12 protein-coding genes and 1 pseudogene are annotated in these 16,016 nt (G+C 72.5%); 7 read left to right on the top strand and 6 right to left on the bottom strand.

Translation table 11 applies throughout. The features are described 5' to 3' along the window. Nucleotides 1-40: 40 nt before the first annotated feature. The 3 genes from ADL25_RS26815 to ADL25_RS26805 all read right to left on the bottom strand — a co-directional run bounded on the left by ADL25_RS26815 (nt 41) and on the right by ADL25_RS26805 (nt 3,354). A complete protein-coding gene (locus ADL25_RS26815) occupies nt 41-1,174 on the bottom strand; it encodes a hypothetical protein (protein ID WP_059130402.1) in 1,134 nt (377 codons plus the stop codon). Between the two features lie 143 nt (nt 1,175-1,317). Next, nucleotides 1,318-2,496, bottom strand: a complete 1,179-nt coding sequence (locus ADL25_RS26810; protein WP_059130455.1) for a PP2C family protein-serine/threonine phosphatase — start codon at nt 2,494-2,496, stop codon at nt 1,318-1,320. 222 nt (nt 2,497-2,718) lie between these two features. Further along, complete coding sequence (locus ADL25_RS26805; protein ID WP_059130401.1) at nt 2,719-3,354, bottom strand: NAD(P)-dependent oxidoreductase; 636 nt, start codon at nt 3,352-3,354, stop codon at nt 2,719-2,721. Nucleotides 3,355-3,458: 104 nt separating this feature from the next. On the opposite strand from ADL25_RS26805, the gene ADL25_RS26800 reads away from it, so the two are divergent. After that, nucleotides 3,459-3,935 (top strand): hypothetical protein, encoded by a 477-nt coding sequence (locus ADL25_RS26800; protein ID WP_079050587.1) that lies wholly within the window; start codon nt 3,459-3,461, stop codon nt 3,933-3,935. Between the two features lie 312 nt (nt 3,936-4,247). After that, nucleotides 4,248-5,147 carry a hypothetical protein gene (locus ADL25_RS26795; RefSeq protein WP_059130399.1) on the top strand — a complete coding sequence of 300 codons (900 nt, stop codon included), beginning with the start codon at nt 4,248-4,250 and terminating at the stop codon, nt 5,145-5,147. Here the strand turns inward: ADL25_RS26795 and ADL25_RS26790 are convergent. Beyond that, nucleotides 5,062-6,402 carry a PLP-dependent aminotransferase family protein gene (locus ADL25_RS26790; protein ID WP_059130398.1) on the bottom strand — a complete coding sequence of 447 codons (1,341 nt, stop codon included), beginning with the start codon at nt 6,400-6,402 and terminating at the stop codon, nt 5,062-5,064. The genes ADL25_RS26795 and ADL25_RS26790 overlap by 86 nt on opposite strands. A gap of 73 nt (nt 6,403-6,475) precedes the next feature. Here ADL25_RS26790 and ADL25_RS26785 point away from each other — a divergent pair, with 73 nt between their 5' ends. The 4 genes from ADL25_RS26785 to ADL25_RS26770 all read left to right on the top strand — a co-directional run bounded on the left by ADL25_RS26785 (nt 6,476) and on the right by ADL25_RS26770 (nt 10,427). Further along, nucleotides 6,476-7,255 (top strand): alpha/beta fold hydrolase, encoded by a 780-nt coding sequence (locus ADL25_RS26785; RefSeq protein ID WP_059130397.1) that lies wholly within the window; start codon nt 6,476-6,478, stop codon nt 7,253-7,255. Between the two features lie 102 nt (nt 7,256-7,357). Beyond that, a complete protein-coding gene (locus tag ADL25_RS26780) occupies nt 7,358-7,777 on the top strand; it encodes a DUF7144 family membrane protein (RefSeq protein ID WP_059130396.1) in 420 nt (139 codons plus the stop codon). Nucleotides 7,778-7,899: 122 nt separating this feature from the next. Then, nucleotides 7,900-8,910: an endonuclease/exonuclease/phosphatase family protein gene (locus ADL25_RS26775; protein WP_059130395.1), complete on the top strand. Its 1,011-nt coding sequence runs from the start codon at nt 7,900-7,902 to the stop codon at nt 8,908-8,910. Between the two features lie 635 nt (nt 8,911-9,545). Next, nucleotides 9,546-10,427 (top strand): replication-relaxation family protein, encoded by an 882-nt coding sequence (locus ADL25_RS26770; RefSeq protein ID WP_059130394.1) that lies wholly within the window; start codon nt 9,546-9,548, stop codon nt 10,425-10,427. Nucleotides 10,428-10,643: 216 nt separating this feature from the next. On the opposite strand, the gene ADL25_RS26765 is transcribed toward ADL25_RS26770, so the two are convergent. Together ADL25_RS26765 and ADL25_RS26760 are read right to left on the bottom strand one after the other, a co-directional pair. Continuing rightward, the gene (locus tag ADL25_RS26765; RefSeq protein ID WP_059130393.1) at nt 10,644-10,889 is read right to left on the bottom strand and encodes a GntR family transcriptional regulator; all 246 of its coding nucleotides are present in this window, start codon (nt 10,887-10,889) and stop codon (nt 10,644-10,646) included. Nucleotides 10,890-11,916: 1,027 nt separating this feature from the next. Then, on the bottom strand, nt 11,917-13,983 hold the full coding sequence (locus ADL25_RS26760; RefSeq protein WP_059130392.1) for a PhoX family protein: 2,067 nt from the start codon (nt 13,981-13,983) through the stop codon (nt 11,917-11,919). A 323-nt stretch (nt 13,984-14,306) separates the two neighbouring features. Between ADL25_RS26760 and ADL25_RS26755 the strand changes: the two are divergent. Then, a pseudogene (locus tag ADL25_RS26755) lies at nt 14,307-15,895 on the top strand (VWA domain-containing protein). Nucleotides 15,896-16,016 lie beyond the last annotated feature (121 nt).

Below are 16,016 nucleotides of genomic sequence, written 5' to 3'. Positions count from 1 at the left end.
TCCGCCCCCGGCCGGCGCGCCCGCGCAGGGCCGCTCGGCGTCACGGCTGCGTCTGGAGCCGGCTCTGCAGCCGGCGAAGGTGCTCCTGTACGTGGTGCAGGGCGCCCTCGCGCCGTCCCGGTACTCGTTCCCGCAGTGCCACGAGCGCGGGACCCAGTGCCCGGGCCCGCTCCGGATCGCTCATGCGGCCCCACTGGTGGTGCGCGCGGTCGACGGCGGCCTCCACCGCCGGGTCGGCCGGGCTCCGACCGGCCGTGAGCCGGGCGGCGGCCACCGCGAGCCAGGTCTCGCAGCTGCGGCCGGGGTCGCCCGAGAGCATCGCGAGGTCCGCGCGGACCTCCATCCAGTGCAGCGCCTCCTCGGACCCGGGTCCGTGCGCCCGCAGCGCGATCTGCTCCCACTGCGCGGCGAGCAGGTCCGCCTCCGCGTGCCGGCCGTCCTGGACGGCGGCGGTGAGCGCGGCGTGCGGGTCCGGGGGTGCGGCCACGTGCGGCACGGGCACGAAGGGCGGCGGCATGAGCGGGCCGCGTCCCGGGACCGGCGCGCCGGGGGCCAGCACGATGTCCCCCTGCCCGCCCGTCTCCGCGTGTGCCCGGGTCATCGCCTGGTGGTGCAGGGTCGCCGGGTCCGGGCGGTGGCCGCTGCGCAGAATGGTCGCCACGGCCTTCATGTACCCGGGGACCGCCAGCGCACGGCGGGGCGGCGGCGGGGCCACCCGGCCGTACAGAGGGACGGCGGGACCGCAGCCGAGAGGTGCGGTGTGCAGATGGCGCCAGGTCTCCGGGTCCGCGTGCAGATCCGCGAACACCGTCGTGGTCCCGGGCACACGCAGCCGCAGCTCCTCGCGGATCCAGTGCCAGGGGAAGCCGGTGTAGCGGACCGTGGCCGGGGTGGTGCGCGCCAGCGCCAGATGCGGCAGGTGCTGGCGGCGGTCCAACTGGAGCTGTCCGCTGAGGAACACCGTCAGCGGGCCGGGAGCGGTGGCGGCGGCCCGCAGCCGGGTGAGGACGGCCTGCGGCTCGAGCGGGTCGGCGAGTTCGACCACGTTCGCCGTATCCGTGCCGGAGAGCACCGGCGGGGCCACGGCCGCGAGCACCGGAAGCACGGACGCCGCGTCCACCAGGCACCCCTTGCCCGCCGGTGAGGCCGCGAGCAGCAGCACGGTTCCGGGCATCGTTCCCTCCCCCGATCGATCAGCCACGGCAGCACCGTAACCGCTGCGCCTGCAAAGCTGCGACGGAGGAAGGGCAAACGCACGCGTATGGACGGCCGGCGCGGTGGGGTGCCGGGCATGAAACACCCCCACGGGACACGGCCTCACCCGCCGTCGGCCGCACGGCGCCGCAGCGCGAAGATCGTCGTGTCGTCGCCGAGATGGCCGCCGCAGTGGCGCAGCGTGCTGTCACGGACGAAGCGCACCAGACGCCCGGGCTCGGCGATGCGCGGATCCTCGGCGAGCGCGTGGGCCAGGGTGTCGCGCAGCGGGAAGAACTCCCCCGCGGCGTCCCGTGCCTCGGACACCCCGTCCGTGAACAGCAGCAGCGTCTCCTCGTCCGTGAGCGGCAGGCACAGCGCCGGTGCCGGTCCTCCGGTCAGCCCGGCCAGTCCGAGCGGGAGCCTCTCGCCGATCGGCAGCGACCGTACGCCGTCGGGCGTCACCACCAATGGTGGCTCGTGCCCGAAGTTGATCACCTCGACGCACCCGGCCCCGGTCTGCGGGAAGCCGACCAGCACGGCGGTGGCGAAGCGGTCGTCGTCGTCGCGGCCGATCTCGGCGCCGTAGCGCACATGCCGCCGCATCCGGGTCTCCAGTCGTTCGGCGACCGTGGCGAGGAGGGGCTCGTGGTAGGCCGACTCGCGGAACGTGCCGAGCAGTGCCGACGCCGCCGCGACCGCGTCGAGCCCCTTGCCCTGGACGTCCCCGAGCAGCACGCGGGTGCCCCGGGGGCCCGGCTGGATGTCGTAGAAGTCGCCGCCGACGCGGGCGACGCTGTCCGCGGCGAGGTAGGCCGCCGCGTGCTCGATTCCGCCCCAGCCCGCCGGCATCGGCCGCAGCACCGTGCGCCGGGTGGTGTCGGCGATGTCCTGCATGTGGAGCATGCGCCGCTCGCCGCGCAGGCGGACCGCACAGGCCAGCACGGCGAGGCCGCTGCCCACGACGACGAGGATGAAGTCGGGCACCCCGGTCCGGAACTGGTGGGGCCAGGCGTTGTCCTCCAGCTCGTAGGTGAGGACGGCCAGAACCGCGATCCCGATCGTGGTCCGCAGCCCGCAGATCGCGGCCGCGATGCCGGGGACCAGCACCACCCACGAGATGGTGCGGAACTCGCCGGAGGTCTTCCAGTCGACCACGGCGATGGCCGCGAGGAGCACGAGCGGTGGCACCCAGGCGACGCTGTACCCGCCGACCCGCAGGAACTGGTGTTCCGCGGGCCCGCCGCCGGAGCCGGGAAGGTCGGGGGGCCGGCGGTGTGCTCCCGCGGACCCGCCGCGCACCGCCGTCGCGTGTTCGTCCTCCGGGCCCCGGGGCGGCACCCCTTGAGCCGCCGAGGCGTCCGCGGGGGCGGTCCCGAGAACCGCCGCCCCACGGGCACCGCGGGAGCCGCCGAAGTGCGGGAGCGCGCGCCCCCGGCGGGGGTCGGCAGCGTTCTGCTCCGTCCGGCTCTTCTCCGGCCGGCCCCGGGACGGCCGCCTGGTGGGCACCGGCGCCGCCGTCCCTCAGTAGGCCACGGACATACGGGCGCGCGGATGCGTCTCCTGCTCCAGTTCGTCGACGAACGCGATCGCGAAGTCCTCGGCGCTGATCCGGCTGTTGCCGTACACGTCGGTGAGCAGGCCGTCGTCGTCCGACCGGAAGCGGCCCGTGCGCTCGCCCGGGGCGATCTCGGCGGCGGGCGAGACGTATGTCCATTCCAGATCGTCGACCGTGCGGTAGTACTCCAGGACGGCACGGTGGGCGAGCGCCTCGGGGAGCAGCTCCTTGGGGAATCCCGGCTGGTCGCACAGCTCCTGCCCCGGCGCGACCTCCAGGCTCCCCGCGCCGCCGACCACGACGAACCGCCGCACCCCGGCATCGCGCGCACCCTGCACAAGAGAGTTGTTCAGGGTGAGGAACGGCCCCTTGGGGTCCGAGCCGTCCCGCGGCGGCGCGCACGCGTTCGCCACCGCGTCGGCCCCCGACATCAGCGCGGAGGCCTTGGCCACGTCCGAGGCGTCCGCGGCAGCGGCGGTCACCCCGGGCACGGGGGACCCGCCGGAGCGGCTGACGGCCGTGACGCGATGCCCGCGCTGCGCCGCCTCCGCGGCGATCCGGCTGCCGACCATTCCCGTCGCCCCGAACAGCACGATCTTCATGAGCCCCAGCGAAACACGGCCCCGCTGACCACGCATCCCGACTTGCCGGGTGCCCCCACCAGGTGTGCGCTGGAAGGCGGGGGCGAGGAGAGAGGAGCGTTCCCATGGCTCATGCGGCACCCGTGCCGGGGACATCGCACACACCCGCCACAAGGCCCCGTGGAACCGTCACGACCCACCGCCCGCCCGAGGTCTTCGAGCCGCGCACACACGCGATGGCGCGGATCGCGGGGCCCATCGCCATCGGACTCGTGTACGGGTACTGGGCCGCGGCGATCCGGCGCGCAGGAGGTCCGATCACCGGCTGGAACGTGCTGTTCGGCTTCGTGTGCGTGATCGTGTTCGCAGCGCTGTGCATCGGGCTGCTGCGGGTGGCACCGCGCCTGGCCCGCGGACCGCACGCCCTGGCGTGGGCCGTGTTCGCGGGTATCGCGTTCGGCTTCCTGTACAGCCAGACCGGCCACAGCGTGCTGCGCAGCATCGGCATCTCACTCGCGGTCGCCGTGGCCACGCTGGTGTTCGACTACTACCGCTACTACGTGCACCAGGAGCCGCTGGGCGAGCACTGGGCGAAGCGCTGACCCTCCGGTCGGCCCGCCTTCCGGCGCACGAAGCCCCGGCCGTCGGCCCACGTCGACGCCGGGGCCTCGTGCGTCTCCCTCACTCACCCGTCTCCCGGAGTTGCGTCCCGGGAGCGGTCGAGGAGCCCGAGCCGTCCTCTTCCCCATCACCAGGTAACACCCGTTCGGATGAACCCTCCACCGGAGGGCATACCCGGCGAGCGGTCCCGGTCCGGTGGACGCCACGGCATCACCCGTCCATCGGATCGTCATATGCACCCATTTGCAGTCAAACAGCTCGCCGATCGCCCGCGGACACGGTTCTCTGGTGACGTGTCTCGACGTGCCCGGAGCCTGCTCTCCGCCGTGCTGATCGGCCTCGCGTGCCTGCTCGCGCCGCCCGGTCTGCTCGCGGTGTGGGCGAAGTACGGCATCGAGGACAGCGCCCGGTACGCCGCCACGACCGCGCCGCTGGCCTCCGACGCCCAGGTCAGGGACGCCATCGCCGCCGCCGTCACGGACGGCATCATGCGCGAGGTGCACGTCGGCACGCCCCTGGAGGGCTCGGTGCAGGCCTTCGTCCACGACGCGGTCCGCTCGTTCACCGCCACCGAGGCCTTCCGCACCGCCTGGGACACCGCGAACCTCAGCGCACACGACGCCGTGATGCGCGCCCTGCGGAACGACGGCGACACCCCCGTGACCATCGACCTCGCCCCCGCCACCGAGCGCATGAAGAGACAACTCGTCGACGAACACGTGCCGTTCGCGGGCCGTATCCCGATCGCGCACACGGAGATCACCCTGCTGCAGTCGAAGGACCTGACGAAGTTCCGGAAGGGGTTCCGCGTGCTCGAAGTGACCGGCTTCTGGCTGCCCGTCGCCGCGGTCGTCTTCGCCGTGAGCGGGATGCTGGTGTCGGTGTGCCGCCGCCGGGCGGTGCTGGCGACCGGTCTCGGCACGGCGCTGGGCGCGGCACTGCTCGCCGTCGCGATCGCCGTGGGCCGCCGGATGACGCTGCGGGACCTGCCCCCGGACGTCTCCCACCCCGCGGCCGCCGCGGTCTACGACGCACTCACCGAGACATTGCGCACGGCAGCCTGGGTGATGATGGCGCTCGGCCTCACGGTCGCCCTGGTCGCCTGGCTCACGGGGATGTACGCGCGACGTCGGCGAGCGTCCGCAGGGCCGCCGCAAGCTCCCTCGGAGGAGCCGACGCAAGTCCGAGCCTGACGCAGTCCGCGGCGGAGCCCTCCGCCCCACTGCCACCCGCGGCGAAGGCGGGTCCCGGTGTCACCGCGATCCCCCGCTCGGCCGCGGCGGCCACGAACGTGTCGGCGCGCCACGGCCGCGGCAGCTCCCACCAGGCGAAGTACGCCCGCGGATCGGCCCGTACGGCGAAGCCGTCCAGGTACCGCGCGACCAGCCGCCCGCGTTCCCGTGCGTCCGCCTGCTTGACCGTGACGAGCCGCTCGACGGTCCCGTCCCCGATCCACCGCACCGCAGCCTCCAGCGCGAACCGTCCCGCCGTCCAGCCCCCCGACCGCAGTGCCCCCGCGGCCTCCTCGCCGCGTCCCTCGGGCACGACGAGGAATCCGACGGTGAGGCCCGGCGCGACCCGTTTGGACAGCCCGTCGACGACGTAGGTGCGCTCCGGCGCGTGGGCGGCGAGGGGCTTTCCGCTCTCCCGCCCGCACAGGAACGCCCAGATGCGGTCCTCGACGACCGGCAGCCCCAAGAGCCGCACCGTGTCCGCGAGTCGGCGCATCCGCTCCTCCCCCGTCGTCACGGACGTCGGATTGTGCAGCGTCGGCTGCACATAGAGCGCGGACAGCGGCGTGGAGCGGTGCGCGGCGACGAGCGCGTCCGGGCACAACCCCTGGTCGTCCATGGCGAGCGGGACGAGGAGGATGCCCAGGCGCGACGCGATCTCCTTGACCAGCGGATACGTCAGTCGTTCGACACCGACGCGGCCGCCGGGCGGTACGACGGCGGCGAGGGCGCCCGCGATGGCCTGCCGTGCGTTGCCCGCGAACAGCAGCCGCTCCGGGTCCGGACGCCAGCCACCGGCCGCCAGCAGGCCGGCCGCGGCCTCGCGCGCGGCCCGGGTTCCCGTGGCGGGCGCCGTGCGGGTCGCCCCGGCGAGGACGTCGGGCCGCAGCAGCGGCGCGAGTCCGGCCGCAAGCAGCTCCGACTGGCCGGGGACGGAGGGGTAGTTGAGCTCCAGGTTGACGGGCGCCGTGGTCGCGGGCTCGGCGAGCGCGCGACCCGTCGGCACCGGGGCGGCCCGGACGAAGGTGCCCCGTCCGACCTCACCCACGACAAGGCCGCGCCGCACGAGTTCGCCGTACACCCGGCCCGCGGTGGAGGCCGCCAGACCGTGCCGGCGCGCGAACGCCCGCTGCGGCGGCAGCCGTTGACCGGGACGCAGCCGTCCCGCGGCTATGTCGGCGGCGATCCGGTCGGCGATGCGCCGGTAGTCCTCCATGGGTCCCCCTTGGATTGCACCGAGAGCAAAGATCTTATTGCACCGAGGAGTTGGCGACCCTAGGGTCGAATCCATGGCACCCTTCCTCGCTTACGAGGACAAAGGCCCGCATACGTCGCGACTGCCTCTCGTCCTTGTCCACGGCCATCCCTTCGACCGCACGATGTGGACCCCGCAGCTCGCCGCCTTCGCCCGCACACGCCGCGTGATCGCCCCGGATCTGCGCGGCTACGGCGCCTCCCCGGTCGTCGCCGGCGTCACCCCGCTGTCGGTGTTCGCGGACGACATCGCCTCGCTCCTCGACGACCTGCAAGTGGGCCGCTGCGTCCTCGCGGGGCTCTCCATGGGCGGTCAGATCGCCATGGAGTGCTGGTCCCGGTTTCCCGGACGGATCGCCGGGCTGGTGCTCGCGGACACCTTCCCGGCCGCGGAGACCGAGGAGGGCGGGCGGGCCCGGTACGCCATGGCGGACCGGCTGCTGCGCGAGGGCATGCGCCCGTACGCCGACGAGGTGCTGTACCGGATGGTCGCGCCGCACGCCGACCCCGCGGTGGCGGCGCATGTGCACCGCATGATGGCGGCCGCTCCCCCGCAGGGCGCGGCGGCGGCCCTGCGCGGCCGGGCGGAGCGCCCCGACTACCGCGACCTCCTCACCCGTGTCACGGTCCCGGCGCTCGTCGTGGTCGGCGCGGACGACACCTACACACCCGTCGCGGACGCGGAGGCCATGCACGCCGCCCTCCCCGACTCCACGCTCAGGGTGGTGGCGGGCGCCGCGCACCTGCCGAACCTCGAACGCCCGGAGGAGTTCGACGCGGCGCTGGAGGCGTTCCTGAAGCGCGTGGACGCCTGACACGCCACCCCGACGATCACCCGATCGGCCTACCTCCCCCTGCGTAGCTGCTCCTTCGGGGCGAATCTGCGGATGAACGTCCCGTCCAGAGGAGGCGACCCCATGGTCCAGAACACCGCACGCGCCACGAACCCGAAACGCGAGGCGTGGTCGACCGGCGGCACGACGTTCGCCGGGGTCCTGATGATCGTCGGCGGGATCGTGGGCGTGCTGAACGGCATCGCAGGCATCGCCGCGAACAACGTCTACGTCAGCGTCGGGCACTACGTGTACGAGTTCAGCCTGACCACCTGGGGCTGGATCCACCTGGTCGTCGGCGCACTGGTCGCGATCACCGGCTGGGGCGTGCTCCAGGGCATGGAGTGGGCGCGCGCGACAGGTGTGGGGCTGGCGGCCCTGTACATGGTCCTCTACTTCATGTTCCTGCCGTACGCCCCGATCTGGTCCATCATCGCCATCGCGATCGGCGGCTTCGTGATCTGGTCCCTGGTGACGGCGGACCACACCAGGACGACGATGTAACCGGTCCCGGGGACCACGGACCGTGGTCCCCGGGCTTCGCCGCCCGGCAACCTTTTTCCCTCCCACCCCGTCTTCGGGGGAGGATTCGGACATCGGGTCCTACGAGGGAAGGGCGGCGCCACGTGCGGACAGCGACCGCGGAACGGACCGGGCCGGCCGACACCCTGCGCCGGCCCCGGGGGCGGAGCGCGGCGGCCTGGCTCGCCGGGCTGGTGCTCGCCGGTGTGAGCGTCGTCGTGGGCTGCCGTGCCGCCGACACCGACGCGGTCACACCGGTCCCCCAGCTGCTGGCCTTCCTGCCGTGGTTGCTCGCCCCGGCCGCCTCCGCACTCGTGCTCGCCCTGCTCGCACGCTGGCGCACCGGCATGGTCTGGAGCGTCGTCGTGCTGGCCGCGCTCGCCTGGTTCATCGAGCCCTACGGCAGGCCCGCCGAGCCCACCGGCACCCCGCTCGCCGAGTTCCGGGTGCTGACCTCCAACGTGGAGTTCGGCCGCGGAACGGACTCCCTCCTGCCCGCGATCCGCCGTGAGCGCCCGGACATCGTGTTCGTCGAGGAGTGCGAGTACCAGTGCTCGGCCACGCTGGAGCGCGCCTTCGGCGGAGCGGCCGGCGCCTACCCCTACCGCCGGGCCGTCGAGGGCGCCGGTTCCGACGGGTCGCTCATCCTCAGCCGGTTCCCGCTGAAGGCCGCGCCCGGTGTGCCCGGCACCATGGGCATGCCCGGGGCCGTCGCCGACGTCCGCGGCCACACCGTACGTCTCCAGCTCGCCCACCCCATGCCCCCGCTCCCCGGCCAGCTCTCGCTCTGGCAGCACGAGCTGGGGGAGCTGCGCACCTACGCGGCGGCCGCCGCAGGCACCCCCACGATTGTCGCCGGGGACTTCAACGCCTCCCAGGACCACGCCGCCTTCCGCCGTATCCTCGACACCGGCCTGCGCGACGGCGCCCGCCTCGCCGAGGCCCCCCGCACTCCCTCCTGGCCGGCCAGGACCGCCCCGCCGCTCGGCGCCCAGATCGACCACGTCCTCGTCTCCCGGGACTTCTCGGCGAACTCGGCCCGCTTCCTCGACATCGCGGACAGCGACCACCGCGCCCTGCTCGTCGACATCACCCTCCACCGGCACACCGCCTAGTGTCCTGAGATCGTGATCCGCTGATCGGGTCGTGGGGCGTCCAACAGCCGGGGCCGCCAAGGCGTCACGAGCAGAGCCGCATCGGAGAACAGGGCATGGTGTCTGCCTCAGTGAATGTCCTCAGGGAGCCAGGTGCGCTGTTTCCGGGAAAGGATCCGGAGAGGCCGTCCTCCTAGCGGCCGGCCCAGCACAGCCCGGCGCCGACGGGCTTCCTGGGCTCGTCTGATCCGCGCTGGCCCCCTCCGGCGCGGAGCGCGGGGGCCATGCCGACGCGCAATGCAACATGTGGCCGCCCGCACCCTCGCCATTTTCCCTGTCACGCGTGCCGCCCCACCACCCCCACACAGTCAGGCAGCCGGGCAAGGGGAGAGGGCAGAGGGTTGTCGGGCTGGCGACCATGCCCGGACAGCCATGGTGATCTGCGGTTTTGCAGCCTCGTCCGCTGCTGGGTGCGGGCGTTTGTCGGCAGGGTTGTCAGGCGGGGTGTCAGCCCGGTCGGAATTGCGGTTGTCGGATCGTGACTGTGGTCGGGGCTTCAGGGTCGGTGGTCTGGTCGGGGCCAGCTGCTGATCTGACGGTACGCACGGCGCCGGACACGCTGGTGTCGCACCGCAGGGGAGACGGAGCAGCCGACGATGACGAACGTGGATGCGGGCAGTGGTGACCGGTTGGCACTTGCGGTGCTGACGCAGTACCGGATGGCCACAACCGAGCAGATGCACCGGATACTCGGCCCCGAGGTGCGCATCGAGCAGACCCGGCGGCGGCTGGCCAAGCTACGCGTTGAGGGGCTCGTCGACCGCATCACGCTGCCGCAAGCCGGACGGCTGAGAGTCTGGTTCTCCACCCAGTACGGCGTGCAGGTCGCCTCGGAGTGGCCGGAGCTGCGAGGGCGGCGGCCGCCCAAGACCGTGTCCGATCCAACCGCTGCGCGGTTGCGGGTCGCACACGCGCTGGTAGTGACGGAGACCGGGCTCGCCTTCGTCGAGGATGCCCGCCGCCGCGGCGAGGTCTGCCTACCACTGGACTGGCTGCCCGAGGTCTACCACCCTCTCGGAAGCCGTGAGGCCGTCATCCCAGATGCACTGTTGTTCTACCGGCACGGTAGTGAAGGCCACAAGGGTTCCATGCTGCGGGCGTTCGTGGAGGTGGACAGGGCCACCATGGGCCCGGAGCGGCTGGCGGCGAAGCTCACCACCTACGCCGGTCTCCATCGCTATACGCCCGCGCCTCTCGGACGGCGCCAGCTTGCCGAGCCTTTGCCTCAGGAGGAATGGCGGCGGCACTACCCACTCTTCCCGCGGCTGCTGTTCGTCCTGGCCGGCACCGGCCCTGCCGGTATCGAGACTCGCATCGGCGCCCTGCGCGCAGCCGCCACGACCCTGGCGCTTTCCGGCTTCCTGCGCGAGGTCCCCGTCTTGGCGGCGCCACTGACAGATCTGCTCCAACACGGCCCGTCAGCGCCCGTGTGGCGCCCTGTCCAAGACCCCGACCAGAGAGCCAGCTGGATGCGGTAGCCGCCTCACGCAGCGGTGCGCACGGCCCGACCACAGCAGGTCACGGTGTTGCACCCGCTGCGCACCCGAACTCAAGGGGGTTTGCACAGCCACCGCCCTGTCCTGCGCGGCCCGGCGGCACGGGATTGCGCAGGACGCTGCGCACGCCAGAGGCAGGAGTGCGGCTCGAGTTACCGCTGCCGACCCCTGTGTCAGGGTTTCGACATTCTGACGTTGTCAGCCGTCGCCGGTCGGCAGCGAATCGGCGACAAAGGTACCCAACCCGACTTCCCCACGCGTGTACCCCTGCTCCCGCACGTGCCGCATGGCCTTGGCCGCTGTGGCATTGACCACGCCGAACTCCTGCGCGATTTCCAGCGTGCTCGGTACTCGACTGCCGGGCGGATAGACGCCGCCTTCAATGCGGCGGATGATCTCCGCCGCAATCTGCCTCCACAGCGGGCGCGTACGGTCCAGGTCCATGACCCCGATCGTGGGTGACCACAGGTTTCCATGCATCCGTAGATAACTGCGGTCAACTAAGGGTACTGTTGGCCAAGGTGAAAGGGCGCCCCCAGGACGGCCGGGCGAGGGCCGTTTCCCAGGGGCTGACGGAACTTAGGAGGTTCCGCTGTGCGCACTCTATTCGCGCTGTGCCTCGTATTAGCCCTGCCCGCCCGAGAGCACTGGCCCGGACCGATTCGGGAAACTCGACGGCCGGAAGCCGTATCCACCCCCCGCCGCAGGTCTCGAAAGTCGGCCCCCCAGGTGGGCGGAGCACTTGTCCGGCCGTACACGATCGCATGGGAGCGCCAGCAAGCACGGCGACCGCAGCCCAAGAGACGCGGGACGCCCGTGCTGGCGGGGAGCCACCACAGCTACGCCGGGGGTGTTAGGTGACCGAGCCGACTCGCCATCCGCAAGCGCCGGTTGAGCTACCCCTGGACGATTGGTTGTACGAAGCTCGTCCCACCGCCGGCTGCTCTATGTGCGAAGAAGCCGCTGCCGCACTGACCGCTGCCAAGCGAGCCGGACAGGCATGGGCACGATTCGACGCAGCACGGACGATTCGCAAGCACCCCCACGGCCGAACCGGCGGCGTCTCATGAAGGGGCCAGCCGAACTATCGCTTGAGGCCGCCAGTGCGCTTTTGAACCTCGTGCGGGCCGTCCTGGACAGTGAGACCGAGCCCACGGCCGATGAGCTGGCTGTGTTCCTGCGGCCGGTCACTGACGCCCTCGAGGACGTGCTCTCGGTGGCCGCGCGCGCCGCGCCTAGCTCACGTCCAGGATGTGATGTGCGACGGTGAGCGGCCGGCTGGGCGGGTCTGCTTCCACCGCTGCTGCAGTTGCGGTCCAAGCCAGCAGAGCGGGTAGCCTCCGAGCCTGCGATAGCGGGAATCGACACGTGGGACTGTCAATGCCTTGAGACATCCCGTCGCTCTCCGGCGAAGGGGGCGGCTCCAGCCAGGCCCCGCCCCCTTCGTCCCGTGACGGATCCGTCCCGAGGATCAGACCCCTATGTCGCAGCCGTCCGCGCGCCACACGGCGACGACGGCAGGACGGACGATCCTCCCGGGCCCGTCGGGCCAGACGCTGGCCGGCTTCTCGACGGTCGCACCGTCGAGCTCGCCCGGGTGCTGCACGGCCACGAGCACCCGCCGGTCCTCGATGACGGGGCCGCAGGTCTCGGCACCCTTCGGCACGGTCAGGAACTGCTTGAGCTCACCACGCCGCTCACCGCGCGTGGCGACACCGAAGAGTCCGTCGTGGGATCCCAGCTGGTTGCCGTCGGTGGAGATCCAGAGGTTGCCGTGCGGGTCGAAAGCCACGTTGTCCGGGCAGGAGATCGGGCTGACCCGGCCCCTGGGGAATCCGGCGAAGTACGTCGAGGGGTCGGAGGGGTCCCCGGCGACGAGGAAGAGGGACCAGGCGAACGACGTGCTCTCCGCGCGGTTGTGGCGCTCGGTGAGCTCCAGGATGTGCCCGTGCTTGTTGCCGCTCCGCGGGTTGGCCTCGTCGGCGGCCGGCGAGCCGGCCTTGCCGCGGTTGGTGTTGTTGGTGAGGACGACGTAGACCTTCCCGGTGTGCGGGGAGGGCTGGATGTCCTCGGGCCGGTCCATCTTGGTGGCACCGACCTTGTCGCCCGCGAGCCGGGTGAACACGAAGACCTCCTCGGCGCTCATGCCCTCGACGTGGGACACGGCCCCGTGGGCGGTCGCGGTGGCGAGCGGGATCCAGGTGCCGGAGCCGTCGAACTCGCCGTCGCCCGGGAGCTTGCCGCTGCCGTCGATGTCGGTGGCAGGGGAGTCGCCGGTGAGCTTCGCGACGTAGAGCGTTCCCTCCTCGAGGAGGGAGAGGTTGTGCTCGCGTGCGGACCGGGAGTTCCCGTGCCGCATCCGCTTGCTGCCGACGAACTTGTAGAAGTAGTCGAACCGCTCGTCGTCACCGGAGTAGACGACGGGTCGCCCGTCGTCGGTGAGCCGCACGGTGGCGGCCTCGTGCTTGAAGCGGCCGAGGGCGGTGTGCTTGCGCGGGGTGGAACCGGGATCGTACGGATCGAACTCGACGACGTACCCGAAGCGGTGCACCTCGTTGGGCTCCTGGGCCAGGTCGAAGCGGCGGTCGAACCGCTCCCACTTGCGCTCGGTCGCGGAGGTGCCGATGCCGTACCGCAGGTCGGTGGCGCTGGAGCCGTTGGCGAAGTACTGGTTGAAGTTCTCCTCGCCGTGGAGGGTGGTGCCCCAGGGGGTCGTACCGCCGGAGCAGTTGTTGAGGGTGCCGAGGACCTTGCGGCCGCTCGGGTCGGCCGACGTCTTCAGAAGGTCCGAGCCCGCGGCCGGGCCGGTGAGACGGAATGCGCCGGTCGCGGTGACACGGCGGTTGAGGGGGTGGCGGGGGACCGCGGTGAGACGCCCGCTCCTGCTGTCCTCCTCGACGACGACGGCGCTGAGACCGTGGGCGGCCCAGGCCACCTCCACCTGCCGGCGGGTCGGGTTCTGGGGGTCGTATCCCCGGAACATGAGCACCTCGTCGGTGTACTCGTGGTTGGCGACGAGGAGCCGGCGGCCGCGCTCGCCGGGGACCGGCAGCAGGGCGAGGAAGTCGCTGTTGTAACCGAACTGGCCGGCCTGGGCCGCGGCGGTCTGGTTCTCGGGGTCGAAGGCGGGGGCGCCGCGGAGAATGGGTTCGCCCCAGCGGATGACCACGTTCTGCCGGTAGCCGTCGGGCACCGTGACGGCGTCGGCGGTGTTGGGCGCGACGGGGGCGAAGCGGAGGCCCCGGGCGGCGGTGGTGTGCGCCCCGCCGTGCCGGCCGGCGGGGGCCGCGGCTGCCTGCGGGACCGTGACGGCGGTCGCCGCGCCGGTGGCGGTCGCGACCGTGACGACGGCTGCGGCACGCAGTGCGGATCGGCGGCTGAGGGCGCCCGCGATGACGTCGCCGACGTATTCGTTGTCGCTGGTGTTGGGCACCTCGTGGAAACAGGCGTCGCCACAGCGGTAGCGGCAGGTCAGGGCGGACCGTCCGCCGGGATGCGAGCCGGACGTCGTTCCGATCAGCGGCAGCAGCTTGCGCACTTTACTATCCCCTTACGATCCCTTGGTGTGGCCGTGACGTTAGGGGGGTGGATGTGCGGGAGCGGGGCCGTCACATGAACAACCGGTGAACCGGGCGGATCCGTACGGGGGTTGGCGCGCGAGATCTCGGCGTACGGCCGGCGGAGCCGGGCGCGGTGCCGCCGGGGCGGGCCGCACGCTCGGTGACGGTGGGATCGCGGTGTTGACATCGGGCCCTCCCGATGGTCGGACCCTACCCAAGATCGCCGTCTGTGACCGCTAACCTTACGTGTCCGTCCTGGCCAGGGATTGACGGGCATCAACTCATGCGAAGGGTTGCGCACATGGGCATTCTCACTCTCCTGCGGAACGCGTTCGGCCGCTCACGCAAGGGTCGCTCCGCCGAGGGGGAGCCCTCGCGGGAGACGCAGGCGGCCTCGGAGCCGACGGTTTCGGAGGCCGCGACGGCGCCTCGGCCGCCGGCCGCGAAGTCCCCCCGGCCGGCCGCGACCCCCGAGATCCCGGCGCAGCAGTCGTCGGGGCCGGGGGACGAGCACGAGCTGGTGTCGGCGGCGTTCGACAACGTGACGGTGCCCCGGCAGGCGACCCCGATGGAGGAGCCGTCGCCCGAGGTCGCGCCGGCCCCGAGGCCACCGCCGAGGCTGAGCCCGAGGCCACCGCCGAGGCTGAGCCCGAGGCCACCGCCGAGGCTGAGCCCGAGGCCACCGCCGAGGCTGAGCCCGAGACCGTCGCCGAGGCCGACGCCGCCCCGGAGCCGGAGGTCGCGCAGACCACGGCACCCGAGACCGACGCCGAGGCCACCGCGAAGCCCGAGGCCGAGGTCGTCGCAGAGCCCGAGGCCGCCGCAGAATCCGAGGTGTCCCCCGAGCCCGAGCCGGAAGCAGTCGAGCCGGAGGCCACCACCGAGCCCGAAGCCGCCGCCGAGGCGCCCGAGCCGAAGGCCGCGGAGACGCCCGAGCCCGAACCTGAACCCGAGGCCACCGCCGAAGTCACCGCCGACGCGGAAACCACCGAGCCGGAAGCCGCCGAACCCGAACCCGAGCCCGAGCCCGTCGCCGCGGAGGCCGAGGTCGTCCCCGAGCCCGAGACCGCCGCCGAGCCGGAAGCCGCCGAACCCGAACCCGAACCCGAGCCCGAGCCCGAGCCCGTGGCCGCGGAGGCCGAGGTCGTCCCCGCGCCCGAGACCGCCGCCGAGCCGGAAGCCGTCCCCGAGCCCGTCGCCGCGGAGGCGGGTGCATCGGTGTCCGCCGAGCCCGCCCTCACCCTGGCCGGTCTCACGTCGCGCGCACCGGGCCTGAGCTCCGCCTACGAGGCCGCGGCCGCCGCCCTCGAGAAGCACGGCCTCACCGGCACCCGGGCCGGGGTCTACCTCGTCCTGGACCGCTCCGCCTCCATGCGCCCGTACTACAAGGACGGCTCCGCCCAGGCCCTCGGCGAGCAGGCCCTCGCGCTCGCCGCGCACCTGGACCCCGAGGCCAGCGTGCACGTCGTCTTCTTCTCCACCGAGCTGGACGGCACCGGCGAACTGACCCTCACCGACCACGAGAACAAGATCGACGAGCTGCACGCCGGCCTCGGCCGCATGGGCCGTACCAGCTACCACGTCGCCGTGGAGGCGGTGCTCGCCCACCACGAGAAGTCGGACCCGGCCGTTCCCGCTCTGGTGATCTTCCAGACGGACGGCGCCCCCGACGCGAAGACCCCGGCCACCCGGTCCCTCACGGAAGCCGCGAAGAACCACCCCGCCGTCTTCTTCTCCTTCGTCGCCTTCGGTGATCCGGAGAACAAGGCCTTCGACTACCTGCGCAAGCTCAAGTCGGACAACACCTCCGCCTTCCTGGCCGGAGAGACCCCGCTCGAGCTGACCGACACGGAGGTCTACGAGGGCATCCTGGCGGCCTGGCGCCCGTAATCCGGGTCCGTCCGGCAGGCCACACCGCGGCCGCCCCTTCCCACCCTGCAAAACGGGAAGCGGGCGGCCCACCCATGTCGGCTACGATTTCAAGGTTCGTAGACGATGCAGACGACCTGAA

The sequence above is a fragment of the Streptomyces sp. NRRL F-5122 genome, assembly GCF_001507435.1.
In the GTDB taxonomy this organism is placed as follows: Bacteria; Actinomycetota; Actinomycetes; order Streptomycetales; family Streptomycetaceae; genus Streptomyces; species Streptomyces lannensis.
This window is presented reverse-complemented; position numbering and strand designations above follow the sequence as displayed.